The sequence below is a fragment of the Deinococcus indicus genome (assembly GCF_002198095.1).
In the GTDB taxonomy this organism is placed as follows: domain Bacteria; phylum Deinococcota; class Deinococci; order Deinococcales; family Deinococcaceae; genus Deinococcus; species Deinococcus caeni.
Genome location: NZ_NHMK01000037.1, coordinates 29,827 through 42,612, shown reverse-complemented (window position 1 = coordinate 42,612; position 12,786 = coordinate 29,827). Strand labels below are relative to the sequence as shown.

The 12,786-nt window shown below is 72.1% G+C and carries 9 protein-coding genes; 2 read left to right on the top strand and 7 right to left on the bottom strand.

Annotated elements, in window-relative coordinates; translation table 11 throughout:
* Window positions 1-9: 9 nt before the first annotated feature.
* From CBQ26_RS20440 to CBQ26_RS20410, 7 genes are all read right to left on the bottom strand, one after another.
* Window positions 10-327 carry an STAS domain-containing protein gene (locus CBQ26_RS20440; RefSeq protein WP_088250450.1) on the bottom strand — a complete coding sequence of 106 codons (318 nt, stop codon included), beginning with the start codon at window positions 325-327 and terminating at the stop codon, window positions 10-12.
* A complete protein-coding gene (locus CBQ26_RS20435; RefSeq protein WP_088250449.1) occupies window positions 324-2,273 on the bottom strand; it encodes a glycosyltransferase in 1,950 nt (649 codons plus the stop codon). Before CBQ26_RS20435 ends, CBQ26_RS20440 begins: the two co-directional genes overlap by 4 nt.
* Complete coding sequence (locus CBQ26_RS20430) at window positions 2,254-3,468, bottom strand: MATE family efflux transporter (RefSeq protein ID WP_088250448.1); 1,215 nt, start codon at window positions 3,466-3,468, stop codon at window positions 2,254-2,256. The genes CBQ26_RS20435 and CBQ26_RS20430 overlap by 20 nt, the downstream gene beginning before the upstream one ends.
* 113 nt (window positions 3,469-3,581) lie before the next feature.
* Entirely contained in the window at window positions 3,582-4,625 is a 1,044-nt protein-coding gene (locus tag CBQ26_RS20425; RefSeq protein WP_088250447.1) for a GGDEF domain-containing protein, read from the bottom strand.
* 256 nt (window positions 4,626-4,881) lie between these two features.
* The gene (locus CBQ26_RS20420; RefSeq protein WP_088250446.1) at window positions 4,882-6,273 is read right to left on the bottom strand and encodes an NAD-dependent succinate-semialdehyde dehydrogenase; all 1,392 of its coding nucleotides are present in this window, start codon (window positions 6,271-6,273) and stop codon (window positions 4,882-4,884) included.
* Window positions 6,274-6,398: 125 nt separating this feature from the next.
* On the bottom strand, window positions 6,399-9,158 hold the full coding sequence (locus CBQ26_RS20415) for a hypothetical protein (protein ID WP_143342226.1): 2,760 nt from the start codon (window positions 9,156-9,158) through the stop codon (window positions 6,399-6,401).
* A gap of 113 nt (window positions 9,159-9,271) precedes the next feature.
* Window positions 9,272-11,788, bottom strand: coding sequence for a heavy metal translocating P-type ATPase (locus CBQ26_RS20410; RefSeq protein ID WP_143342225.1), 2,517 nt, complete (start codon window positions 11,786-11,788; stop codon window positions 9,272-9,274).
* 377 nt (window positions 11,789-12,165) lie between these two features.
* Here CBQ26_RS20410 and CBQ26_RS20405 point away from each other — a divergent pair, with 377 nt between their 5' ends.
* Both CBQ26_RS20405 and CBQ26_RS20400 read left to right on the top strand, forming a co-directional pair.
* Complete coding sequence (locus CBQ26_RS20405) at window positions 12,166-12,375, top strand: CopZ family metallochaperone (protein ID WP_088250444.1); 210 nt, start codon at window positions 12,166-12,168, stop codon at window positions 12,373-12,375.
* Between the two features lie 97 nt (window positions 12,376-12,472).
* Window positions 12,473-12,736 (top strand): metal-sensitive transcriptional regulator, encoded by a 264-nt coding sequence (locus CBQ26_RS20400; RefSeq protein WP_088250463.1) that lies wholly within the window; start codon window positions 12,473-12,475, stop codon window positions 12,734-12,736.
* Window positions 12,737-12,786 lie beyond the last annotated feature (50 nt).

Sequence of the window (12,786 nt, the reverse complement as noted above, 5' to 3'; positions counted from 1 at the left end):
CGCCGCGCCTCAGGCGGTCCGGATGGGCAGCGCGGCGTACAGGCCCGTGATTTCCATGGCGAGACGCACGGCGTCCTGCACGTTCACGATCTCCACGCTGGCCGCCTGTTCCCGCGCGGAGCGGACCAGTTTCACGAGGGCCGCCAGGCCGCTGGAGTCCATGAAGGTCACGCCCGCGAGGTCCAGGGTGGTGTGCGGCGCGAGCGGCTGCGCGGCGCCCAGGAACGCCGGCACCTGATGCGCGTCGAGCCGGCCGCTGAGGTGGATGGAGCGGGCCGCGTCGGTGCCTCGCTGTTCGATGTTCAGGTCGACGGGGGGACGGTTCATGCCTGGGCCTCCTGGGCGGTGGGGATGGGCGCGCGGCCCGTGAGTTCCTCAAGGTGAAGCAGGTACCAGTCTGCCACGTCCGCGAGCGGAAGTCCGGCGGCGACGCGCCAGTTCGCCTCGCCGAGCGCGGCGGCCTGCCGGGGGTCGCCCAGCACGCGCCACAGGGCGTCCGCGAGGCTGTCCGGGTCCTCGGGCGTGAAGAACTCGGCGCGGTAGCCTTCCTCCTCGATCAGGTCCGCGAGGTCGCCGATGCGGGGCATGACGGCCGCCCGGCCGAACTCGCCGGCCTGGTGCAGCACGCCGCTGCTGCCGGTCGTGGCGCTGTACGGGAACGCGACGACCGTGCAGTCGCTGAACACGTTCGGGACGTCCTCCTCGGCGACGTACCCGGTGAACGTCACGTTCGGGACGTCCGCGCAGGCGCGGCGCACGCCGTCGAGGTACCCGGGCGCGTTGGGCGTGTCGCTCCCGGCGATGATCAGGCGGGTGCGGGCGTCACGCAGCAGCAGGCGGCGGTGCGCCTCGATCAGGACCTCCACGCGTTTGTACGTGCCGAACTTCCCGAAGGTCATGACCGTGGGCACGTCCGGGAACGGGCGGGGCGGCTGCGGCACCTGGAAGGTCCCGTGCGGCGCGAGGAACACGTTGCGGGCGCCGTAACTGTCGCGCAGCAGTTTCACGTAGCGGGGCATGGTGGTCGCCACGAGGTTCGAGCCGAGCAGCGCGCGGGTGAACACCCGCCCGAACGCGCGGGTGACGGCCGTCTTGACCGGGTTGCCGCCGAAGCCGGCGCGGTCGAGGTCCACCGTCTCGAACAGGTTGTGCAGCAGCGTGACGCTGGGCGTGCCGGTCAGGCGCGCGAGCAGCGGCGTGAGCAGGCCGAGCGCGGCGGGCACGCGGCGGTCCCCGAAGCTGGCCATCTGCAGGTTGAAGATCACGGCGTCCGGACGGGCGCGGCGCAGCGCCAGCAGGACGCGCAGCGCGGTCAGCGGATCGTTGAAGTCCCAGACGCGCCGGACGTTCGGGGCGTCCTGCGCGGCCAGTTCCGGGCCGAGGCGGTCGGCGAGGACGGTCACGCGGCGCACCTCGGCCTTCTCGCCGAGCACCCGCGCGAGGTGCAGGCCGTACTCGTTCAGGCTGCGGCGGCCCGGCGGGTACGCGGTCACCAGCGCCAGGTGCATGGGCTCGCCGGGCGTGCGGGCGGGGCGGGCGTGCAGGCGGCGCAGGGCCAGCATGTCCTTGAGGAACTTCACGGAGTCGCGCAGCGGGTCGACCTTGCTGTCCGGGGCGTCCACCCAGCGGACCGGGACTTCCGTGACGCGCAGGCCGTCACGCGCGGCCAGGTACAGCAGTTCGAGGTCGAACGAGAAGCCGTCCAGGCGGCCGCGGCTGAACAGGTCGCGGGCGACCTCGCCGCGCAGCAGTTTGAACCCGCACTGGGTGTCCTCGGCGGTCACGCCGGTCACGGCGCGCGTGACGCGGCGCAGGCCGCCGGACACCGCGCGGCGCACCGGGCTCTTGCCGGTCTCCTCGGCGCCCTCGGCGGCGCGCGAGCCGATGGCGATGTGCGCGCCGGCCCGCACGGCCGCGATCAGGCGCGGCAGTTCCTCGATAGGCGTGCTGTTGTCGGCGTCCGCGAACAGCACGAGTTCCCCGCGCGAGGCGCGCACGCCCCGGCGGACCGCGCCGCCCTTGCCGGTGTTCGCGTGCCGGATGACCCGCAGGTTCGCCCAGCCGAGGTTCTCGACGAGGTCGGCGGTGCCGTCGCGGCTGCCGTCGTCACTGACGATCAGTTCCCAGGGTTCCCCGGCGCCGCTGACGGCCACGGCGAAGGCCGCCAGGGTCGGCAGGATCCGTTCGGATTCGTTGTAGGCGGGAATGACGATGCTCAGCGTGACCCGGTCGAGGGTCTGGGCGCGCCACTGTTCAAAGGCGGGGTAGGACATGAGGGAACCTCCGTGTGGTGGGGCGAAGAACGAGGGCGGCCGTGACGATCAGGGTGGCCTTGCCCGCCAGGGCGGCCAGGGCGAGCTGGGAAGGGTCGGCGGGAACGAGCAGCGCGCAGGCGAGGGTCGCGGCGTTGGCGGCGAGGTACGCGCCCCCCACCCGCCACAGCGCGCCGGTCCCGCCGGACGCCAGGACGTGGTTCAGGGCGGTCCCGGCGAGCGCGAGGACCAGCGCGCCCGCCGCGGTCAGCGGCAGCAGCGGGGCCACTCCGGTCAGTCCGGACCCGAAGGCCAGCTGCGCGCTCCAGGCGGGAGCCAGGACCAGCAGCGCCGCCGGGAGGCCCGCGACGACCAGCGTGGCCGCCAGCGCCGCGCCCAGCAGCGGTCCCGTGCGTTCCCCGGCCGCCACGCGGCGCGCCACGACCGGGAACGCCGCGACCTGCACGGCCCACCCGGCGAAGAACACCACGCGGGCCAGCGTGGCGGCCCCCGCGTACGCACCGGCCGGGTCGGGGGTCAGGAGCGCGCCGGCCAGCAGCACGTCCCCGTACAGCAGGGCGCTCTGGGCGGCCGCGACGACCCCCAGCGCGGCCGTCAGCGCGGCCGGGCCGCCGGACGGCGGGAGGTCAGGCCCGGCCGGGAGCGGCGCGGCGCGGGCGGGGCGCACGACCGGCAGGGCCAGCAGCACGCCGGCCAGCGTGGCGATCACGGGCGCGGCCGGGCCGGGCAGCGCGGCGAGCAGCGGCAGGGTCAGCGCGACCTTCGCGCCGTGCTCGACCAGCAGGCTCCAGCCGAACGCGGCGGCCCGGCCGTCACGCTGGGCCGCGCCGCGCCACGCGCCCAGCAGGGCCAGCGCCGGGACGGTCAGCGCAAAACCCGCCACCCAAGCGGCCGGAATGCCGGTGCGCGGCCCGATCAGCGGGGCCAGCAGCAGCAGCGCCGCCCCGCCGATCAGGCCGGCGCGCAGGGCGCGGTGGGTGTTCGCGCCGTGCGGGCGGCGCGCGGTGGCCTGCTGGAACGCGACGGGCAGCGCGGCCGTCAGCATGAACAGGGACGTGAACGCCGCGAAGGCCGCGTAGCCCGGCAGGTCCAGCCACCGCCCGAGCAGCAGGGTGAACGCGTAGTTCAGGGCGCTGCTGGCCAGCACGGCCAGCAGGCTCAACGCGCCCTGAACGGATTCACCCTGACTCCTCATAAGCTTCATGCTGACCGCCTGCGCCTTACCCGGCTCTTTCAACAGAACACGGCCGGCGTGAAGATCCTCACGGGCAGGGCGTCAAGACCGCATTCATGAAGACGGCCGGGCGGTCAGCTGGCGGTGCGGGAGCGGTCCATCAGGCGGTCACGGCCCGCGTCCTTGGCGGCGTACAGGCGTTCGTCGGCCAGGGCCAGCAGTTCCGGCACGCTGCGCCCCTCGGACGCCAGGGCCAGTCCGGCGCTGACGGTCACGGACGGCAGGCCCAGCACCCGGTACTCCCGGACCGCCTCCACGATCCGGCGCACGGCCGCGCGGGCTTCCCGCGGGTCACGTCCGGTCAGGATCAGCAGGAATTCCTCGCCGCCCCAGCGCACGGCGGCGTCCTGCGGCGCGAGGTGCGACTGCAGCAACTCCGCGAGGGCGATCAGCACCTCGTCGCCCCGGTGGTGGCCCAGGCTGTCGTTCACGCGTTTGAAGTGGTCGATGTCCACCAGCGCCAGCGCCAGCTGCTCAGGGCGGGTGTCCGCCGCGCCGAACAGGACGTCGAGCTTCTCGCGGCCCGACCGGCGGTTGAGCAGGCCCGTCAGCGGGTCCGTGAACGCCAGGGCGGCCAGGGCGTCGCTGCGCAGATGGGCGCGGTACAGCGTCTGCCCGTGCGCGCTGAGAAACCAGATCAGCACGGCGGCGAAACCGGTCATCAGCAGGCCCGGAACGTCCACCGGCCGCTCGCCGCTCACCGGTCCCCACAGCAGCAGGTAACCCAGCAGGGTCAGCGTGGCGGCCGGGCGGGCGCGCAGCCACGCGAACGAGAACAGGGTGACGGTCAGGAACCCCACCAGCAGGGTCGCGGACAGCGTCTCGCCGCGCAGGTACAGCCACACGGACCCCAGCAGCCACAGCTGACCGGACCCGATCAGGATCAGCTGGAAGTGATGGGTGGACACGCGCGGCCACAGCGCCAGCACGACCAGCAGCACGTTGAAGGCGGTGCCCAGGCGGGCCTGTACGCTCAGGCCGGGCAGCCCGGCCGTCTGGGCGTACTGCGCGACGCCGGCCTGCACCAGCGCGGCCAGCAGCGCCATGCCGACGTACAGCTGCCGCAGGAACTGGTCGCGTTCCGGCCTTGCTGTTGAGGGAATCTGGCCGCCGAACACGCCTTCATGGTACGTTCATTTCAACCCGCCCGCTTATTGACGTGACGTTCATGAAACAGGCGCCGCAGGCCTCCCCTGCCACGGGCACAGTGTCATACGGCGGACTCCGATTGAAGGAGCTGCAAAGCCCGCTGGGTTCGAGCGGATGCGACTCGGAGAGCTGTCCCGCAGAGAAGGAGGGAAACGCCCATCCGGACGTGGAGACGGCAGGAGCGGTGACGTTTCGGATTGCCAGCGAAACAGACGGCAGTCCGTGTCACTCGGTGCGGCTGTGATGGGCGCCCTCGGGCGCGCCGATGGACACCGACTTCACGTTCACGAACTGCAGGATGCCGTGCCGGCCGAGTTCGCGCCCGAACCCGCTGTTCTTCACGCCGCCGAACGGCAGGCGCGGGTCGCTCGCGACCATGGAGTTGATGAACACCGACCCGGCTTCCAGGTCCTCGATGAACCGCCTGCGTTCGGCCGGGTCGTTCGTCCAGGCGCTGCTGCCCAGCCCGAAGGACGTGCTGTTTGCCAGTTCGATCGCCTCGTCGAGGTTCTCCACCCGGAAGATCAGCGCGACCGGCCCGAAGGTCTCCTGCGTCCACACGTCCATGTCGGGGGTCAGCCGGTCGAGGGCCGTGACCGGGTAGTAGTTCCCGGCGCCGTCCGGGACCTGCCCGCCCGTGCGGACGCGCGCGCCCCTGCGCACGGCGTCCTGCACCTGCGCGTGAATGTCGTCGCGGATCTGCGGTGTGGCGAGCGGCCCCACGTCCGTGCCGTCCAGTTCCGGGTCACCGACCTTCAGGGCGCTCAGGCCCGCCACGAACGCGTCCGTGAAGGCGTCGTACACGTCCGAGTGCACGATGAACCGCTTGGCGGCGATGCAGCTCTGACCGTTGTTGATGGTGCGGGCGGTCACGGCGGTTTTCGCGGCGAGGTCGAGGTCGGCGCTCGGCATCACGATGAACGGGTCCGACCCGCCCAGTTCCATCACGGCGGGCTTGAGTTCCCCGCCGGCGGTGGCGGACACGGCCCGCCCGGCGCCCTCGGAGCCGGTCAGGCTCACGGCGGTCACGCGCGGGTCCTTCAGGACGGCTTCCACGTCGCGGCTGCCGATCAGCAGGGTCGTGAACACGCCCGCCGGGAAGCCCGCCTCGCGCAGCACGTCCTCGATCGCCAGGGCGCAGCCCGGCACGTTGCTGGCGTGCTTGAGCAGCCCGGTGTTTCCGGCCATCAGGGTCGGTGCGATGAACCGGAACGCCTGCCAGTACGGGAAGTTCCAGGGCATGACGGCCAGCACCACGCCGAGGGGCTGGTACGTCACGAACGCCTCGTCCGCGCCGGTCTGGACGGGTTCGGGCGCCAGGAACGTTCCGGCGTGCTCGGCGTAGTACCGGCAGGCCGAGGCGCACTTCAGGACCTCCTGCCGGGCCGCCTCCAGGGTCTTGCCCATCTCGCGCGTGGCGAGCAGGGCCAGTTCGTCCACGCGGCGTTCCAGGATGTCGGCGGCGGCGTTCATCCACGCGCCGCGCTGCTCGAAGCTGGTCCGGCGGTACGTTCCGTAGGCGGCGTGGGCGGCCGCGACCGCCGCCTGCACCTGCTCGGTGGTGTGGTCCTCGTAGGTGGCGAAAGTCTCGCCGGTGGCCGGATTGACGCTTTGCATACCCCCGTTCTAGTCCGTGCAGCCCAGCCGCCAATGTGAGAAAGCTTCAGATGACGCTGGGATTCCCATCCACACGTCGGGGTACCGGCTGGCCGAACCGGGTCACGCAGTCCGGCCGACTGCCGTCAGGGCTCCTGCGGCTGGAGTTCCATGAGGCGCTGCACGCATGCCGGGCTGCTCAGGGTGCCGAGCACGCTCAGGTCGAAGGGAGGCGGGCCTTCGCCGGGATCGTCGGAGTACGCCAGGAACTCCAGCAGTTGCCGGTCGCTCAGGGCGCATCCGCCCGTACCGGGGAGCCGGCTGCCCGGCCCGCTGCCCGCACCTGCAGCGGCGGGAGGCGGGCCGGCCGCGCCGCTGCCCGCGCCGGTAGGGCCGCCGGGCAGACCGTTCAGTCCGGGCAGCGCCGCGCCCAGGAACGCCTGCATGTCCTGTCGGTACAGGCGGGTGCCGGGCGTGTCACCGACCGTCAGTGCCTGGGCGCGGCTGTACACGAACGCGTGCGGTTTCACGATGGTGCCGCTGACCGGGTACGTCCGGGCGCACGCGGCGGCCAGATGCTCGGCCAGCGGGCGGGTGGGGGGCGGCGGCCAGGGCACGCTGCATACCGCGCCGCTGAACTCCACGACCAGCGCGGCCCGGTCGAACTGCGTGACGTTCAGGGTCAGGCCGGGGCCGGGCAGCCCGTCCGGGCCGGGCGGCGTGATGTACAGGCGGGTCATGGGGGACTCGGAACGCTGGTTGTTGCCGCCCAGCACCCACGCGCGGAAGGTGCCGGTCTGCCCGAAATTGATGGCGCGTTCCGGGCTGATCCCCAGGAAGTCGCCGTCGCTCTCGAAGTTCTCCTGCACGGCGCTCAGATCGCCGAAACTGACCGGGCCGAACGACACGTCCGCGAGACTGACGCCCAGGGCGTACAGGTCGCCGTCCGTGGCGTCCTGCGCGGCGCGGTTCAGGGCGCTGACGCCGAGGTCCTGCACGCCGAACGCGAGTTTGCTCAGGTTCAGGTCACCGGTCAGTCCGGTCTGCTCGGCGCCCCGGAGCGGCAGGACTTCCTGCGCGCTGTCCGGCGGGTCGAGGTTCACGGTGCCCACCGTGCGTTTGCGGACCGGGGCGCCTGTCGTGCTGGGTGCCGGTGGGCTGGGCGGCAGGGCCGAGTTCAGGGTGGTGACGTCCAACCCGAGCACCAGGGTGGGGCTGGCGCGGCGGGTCAGCTGACGGTCGCTGGCGTCCGCCGGCACCCACGACAGCACCCACAGGTACTCCGGGGAGCGGCCGGGGGCGGGTTCGTCCGCCTCGGCCTGCCAGACGCGCACGCCGCTGTCCGCGCCGGTAAAGGGCTTGAACAGGCAGCCTGGATGCAGCGTCTGGCCCAGGCGTTTCACGCTGAAGTCCTGATAGCAGTTGAAGGCTTTCAGGCCGCTGCTGCGGGCGCGGCCCAGGTGCAGTTCGTCAGCCAGGCCGTTGCCGAGCGGGCCGGTCATGGGCACGACACTGAAGCGCTGACCGACCTGCAAGCCCGTGAACTTCACGCGCACGCAGCGGGCCGAGAAGGGTTGCATATCGGCGAAGGTCAGGGTCTGGCTGCGGTTGGTCCTGGCGTCCAGCGTGACGGTCTGGCACGGCGCGAATGCCTCTTTCATCCAGGCGGCGTCGCCGACCGCGCTGAACTTCTCGGTGCCCCAGGTGGCGTACTCGGTGTAGAAGTCCGGCAGGGTCAGGTACAGCCCGTTGCGTGACGCCTGCCGCTGTTCGGGGGCGATGGTGACGGCGGCGTCGCGGCTGACGAGGATGTCGGCGTGATTGAGCCAGTCGTCACGTCCGGCGTTCGTTTCCGGCAGGTCCAGGTACTGCGCGTAGAAGGCGTACTGCCCACCGTGGTAGCGCTCGGCGAGGTGCCGCCAGAAGCTGCTGGCCCGGTAGTTGCGCAGGTCAGAGGCGGTCGGCGTGTGCGGCTGCGGCAGGCTGAGACTCATGGAGCGCAGGCCGTAGAAGTTCAGGCCGATGTCGTCGGTGAGGCTGGGACGGTAGTTCGGGAAACGCGTGCGGGTGACGTGCAGGGCCAGGGCGTCCGCCATTCCTTCATGCATCCAGTGGTGCATCAGGTCGCAGCGGTCCAGGCCGGGCCTGGTTTCCAGTCCCTGCGCGGCCTGAACGACGTGGAACAGTTCGTGCGCGATGATGTAGAACGCCTTGGCGTCCGTGCCGCGCAGTTCGTTCGCGTTGATCTTCACGAACGACAGGTTCTGCCGCTGGATCTTCCCGCCCTGCTGGCAGCGTCCGCTGGTGTTGGCGGCACCCTCGTACAGTTCCGGCGGCAGGACGTACAGACGCACGGCCCGCTGACTGCCGCCCTGCACGACCGGCCCGAGGTTCTTCCCACCGGGTGAGGTGAAACCCAATTTCTGGTACGCGGCCATCGCCTGCGCAGCGAAGCCCTCCAGCATGCGGCGACGCTCAGCGCTCAGACAGTCGTTCGGAACGCTCTGCTGCGCGACGCCGGCAGCGGTGGACAGACCGAAATCCGGGTCAGCAATGCCCAGCGCCGTCAACTGCCGAAGGACGGGCGCGCTGTACCAGGTGTCGTAGTACTGCTGGGTGGCCTCGTTCCCGATCAGGATGCTGGCGACCGTGTTCGACACGGCCTGCCGGACCGTCCCGGCCTTCTGCAGGCCGCCGCTGAGTTGAGTGCCCAGGTCAGGGACGCCGGTCCGTGCGCCCAGGGCGTTCCAGCGTGAAACCCAGTTCGGCGTGAGTTGCCACTGCGTGACGTCGTAGAAGGGAAACCCGCAGTAGATCTGGTACTGGGCGGGTGTGAACGCTGCCGCGCGGCCGCTCAGGGCCAGCAGGAGCAGCAGCAGGACGCGCAGGGCCGGGGTCCAGTTCATGGGCACCTCCGGGGCCGGGCGGGAACTCGGGGGGTAGGCCGCCGGGACCCGGAACGGCGCATCTGCCCGCAGCAGGCGACGCGCCATTCCATGAGGTCAGGCTATCACTCGGTTCAGGTGCCCCGCAGCGGCGGCGTGAAGCGGCGCAGGCGCAGGGCGTTGCTGAGGACGAACACGCTGGACAGGCCCATGGCGGCCGCCGCCAGGACCGGGTTGAGGCGCAGGCCCAGGGCCGGTTCGAGCACGCCGGCGGCGACCGGGATGAGCAGGACGTTGTACGCGAAGGCCCAGAACAGGTTCCCGCGGATATTGTTCAGGGTGGCGCGGCTCAGGGCGACGGCGTTCGGGACGCCGCGCAGGTCGCCGGACATCAGGATCACGCCGGCCGTCTCGGCGGCGACGTCGGTGCCGGTGCCGATGGCGACGCCCACGTCCGCCTGCGCCAGCGCGGGCGCGTCGTTGATGCCGTCCCCGACGAACGCGACGCGCCGCCCGTCCGCCTGGAGTTCCTTCACGGCGGCGCTCTTCTGGGCGGGGTGAACCTCGGCGCGGACGTCGGTGACGCCCAGTTGCCGGGCGACGGCGTGCGCGGTGCGGGCGTGGTCGCCGGTGATCATCACGACCTGCCGGCCGCTGGCCTGCATGAACTGCACCGCCTCCAGGCTGCCGGGCCGGATGGGGTCGGCCACGGCGAGCGCCGCGACGGGCTGGCCGTCCACGGCGGCGTACAGCGGCGTGCGGCCCAGGTCGGCCAGGGCGTCGGTGCGGGCCTGGAGGTCCGTGACGTCCAGGCCCAGGCGGGTCATCAGGCGGTCGCTGCCGACCTGCACGCGCCGTCCGTTCACGGTCGCCTCAATGCCCTCGCCGGGCAGGGCGCGGAAGTCCTGTGCGTCCGGCAGGGTCAGGCCGTCGGCGCGGGCGGCGTTCACGATGGCCTGCGCGACCGGGTGTTCGCTGCCGCGTTCGGCGGCGGCGATCAGGGTCAGCGCGGCGGCGCGGTCCTGCGGGCCGGTCAGGATCAGGTCGGTCAGTTCCGGGCGGCCCAGGGTCAGGGTGCCGGTCTTGTCGAGGGCGATCACGTCGGCGCGGTGCAGCGCCTCGAGGGCCGCGCCGCTGCGGAACAGGATGCCCAGCCCGGCGGCGCGGCCGGTACCGACCATGACGCTGGTGGGCGTGGCCAGCCCCATGGCGCAGGGGCAGGCGATGATCAGCACGGCGACCGTGTTCACGAGCGCGTGGCTCAGGCCCTGCGGGCCGCCCAGGATCAGCCAGCTCAGGAAGGTCAGGGCCGCGACGACCAGCACGGCCGGGACGAACACGGCGACCACGCGGTCCGCGAGGCCCTGGATGGGCGGCCGGCTGGCCTGGGCGTCCTCGACCAGCCGGGTGATGCGGGCCAGGGCGGTGTCGGCGCCGACGTGCGTGGCGCGGAAGGTCAGGGCGCCCGCGCCGTTCACGGTGCCGCCGGTCACGGCCGCGCCCGCCCCCTTGCGCACGGGGACGCTCTCGCCGGTCAGCATGCTCTCGTCCACCCAGGAGTCGCCGCTCTGCACCTCACCGTCCACTGGGACGCGCTCGCCGGGCCGCACGAGGATCAGGTCGCCGGGCTGCACGTCGGCGGTGGGGATGTCGGTGTCCTGCCCGTCCCGGATGACGCGGGCGGTGGTGGGTTGCAGGCGCAGCAGGGCGGTCATGGCGGCGCTGCTGCGGCCCCTGGCGCGCGCCTCGAGGACCTTGCCGAGCAGGATCAGGGTGATGACGACGGCGCTCGCCTCGAAGTACACGTGCGCGGTTCCGGCGGGAAACAGGCCCGGCGCGAGCGTGACGAGCAGCGAGTACAGGTACGCGGCGCCCGTGCCGATCATGACCAGGGTGTTCATGTCGGGGCTGCGGTGGCGCAGCGCCGCCCAGCCCAGCCGCAGGAAGCGGCGGCCAGGGCCGAACTGGACGGGCGTGGCGAGCAGCAGCATCAGGACGTTCAGGCCGCGTTCGCCGGTCAGGCCGGTCAGGGCCATGTGCAGCGGCATCCAGAACATGGGGACCATGGCGATCAGCATCAGCGGGACGGCGAAGGCGGCGCTGACCCGCAGATCGCGTTCCAGGCGGCGTTCGTGGTCGTCGCGGGCGGCCTGTTCGAGGGCCGCGCGGTCGCCCGCGCCGGTCGCGCCGGGGGCCGGGACGGTCAGGACGGCGTACCCGGCCCGCTCCACGGCGGCACTCAGGTCGGCGGGCGTGGCGGCGCCGGGCAGGTACGTGACGCTGGCGCGTTCGGTGGCGAGGTTCACGCTGGCATCCAGCACGCCGGGCAGGCGGTTCAGGGCGCGTTCCACGCGGGCGGTGCAGGCGGCGCAGGTCATACCCTGCACGCTGAGGTCCGCGCGGGCGCTCAGGGGCTCGTAGCCCAGCTCGCGGACGCGGGCGCTGAGGTCCCGCAGGCTGGTCAGGGCCGGGTCGAAGGTGACGTGAGCGCGTTCGGTGGCGAGGTTCACGCTGGCGCCGGTGACGCCGGGCGTGGCGTTCAGGCCCCGTTCGACGCGGGCGGTACAGGCGGCGCAGGTCATGCCCTGCACAGTGAATTCGGCGACCTGGGTGGCGCCGGGGGTGGAGGCGGCTGGGACGGACTGACTCATGGAAGGCTCCTCAGGGACGCGGGCGGGGCCGATCAGGAACAATATCCAGACCCTCCCCAGGGGGGTATAAACCCAGCATAGTCCGGGCGGCCTCTACCTGCAAGCTGCTCCAGGTGGAACACCCGACTCCTGGCGCAGATCACCGATCACTCTCCCCCCATTCGCGCCGACTGCTTCGTGTCGAGTTTTTCACGTCTGGGTGGTCGAGGATGAATCACTTCGGAAGGGCCAGATTTTTCACCCTTCGCCTGTCTTCTCGCGCTGGCCGGCCAGCCGGAGCGCCCACACCGGGGCCATCCGTACCAGAGCAGTCCGGCCTCCGCCGGATGCAGGCAGAACAAATTGACAGTCCCCCAGGGGGGGGATAACATCAGGGTATGAAGACTGAACTGACCGTCACCGGCATGACCTGCGGCCACTGCCAGAAAGCCGTGCAGCAGGCGCTGGCTCAGGTGCCCGGCGTGCAGCACGCCGAGGTGGACCTCGCGCGCGGCCTCGCCACCGTCACCGGCACCGCCGACCTGCCCGCCCTGATCGCCGCCGTCACTGAGGAAGGCTACGCCGCCAGCCCTGCCCACGGCGCCTGACATGACCGCCCGCGCCGCCCGCCGCAAGGCCGCCGCCCCCGACGCGCCGGTCCCCGCGCAGGAAGGAGCGTGCCACGCCGCCCCCGATCACCTGTGCATGCCGGAAGACGCCCGCAAACGCGCCGCCCGCCGCCTGAGCATCGCGCGCGGCCACCTCGACGCGATTGTGCGCATGCTCGACGACCCGGACGCCTACTGCGTGGACGTGCTGCGGCAGATCAAGGCCGTGCAGGGCGCGCTGTCCGGCGCGGGCGAGGTCGTGCTGCGCGGCCACCTCGAAGCGCACGTCGCGACCGCCAGCACCCGCGGCGACAGCGTGGAAATCGTCGAGGAACTCATGGAAGCCCTCAAGTACACCTGATGGTTCCGTCTGTTTCCCCGACACACCAGTAGCGCACGGGGCTACCGACT

Coding starts and splice junctions, on each gene's coding strand:
- CBQ26_RS20410 (WP_143342225.1), bottom strand. CDS start 11,788: ATGAGTCAGTCCGTCCCAGCCGCCTCCACCCCCGGCGCCACCCAGGTC.
- CBQ26_RS20430 (WP_088250448.1), bottom strand. CDS start 3,468: ATGAGGAGTCAGGGTGAATCCGTTCAGGGCGCGTTGAGCCTGCTGGCC.
- CBQ26_RS20415 (WP_143342226.1), bottom strand. CDS start 9,158: ATGAACTGGACCCCGGCCCTGCGCGTCCTGCTGCTGCTCCTGCTGGCC.
- CBQ26_RS20440 (WP_088250450.1), bottom strand. CDS start 327: ATGAACCGTCCCCCCGTCGACCTGAACATCGAACAGCGAGGCACCGAC.
- CBQ26_RS20420 (WP_088250446.1), bottom strand. CDS start 6,273: ATGCAAAGCGTCAATCCGGCCACCGGCGAGACTTTCGCCACCTACGAG.
- CBQ26_RS20400 (WP_088250463.1), top strand. CDS start 12,473: ATGCCGGAAGACGCCCGCAAACGCGCCGCCCGCCGCCTGAGCATCGCG.
- CBQ26_RS20405 (WP_088250444.1), top strand. CDS start 12,166: ATGAAGACTGAACTGACCGTCACCGGCATGACCTGCGGCCACTGCCAG.
- CBQ26_RS20435 (WP_088250449.1), bottom strand. CDS start 2,273: ATGTCCTACCCCGCCTTTGAACAGTGGCGCGCCCAGACCCTCGACCGG.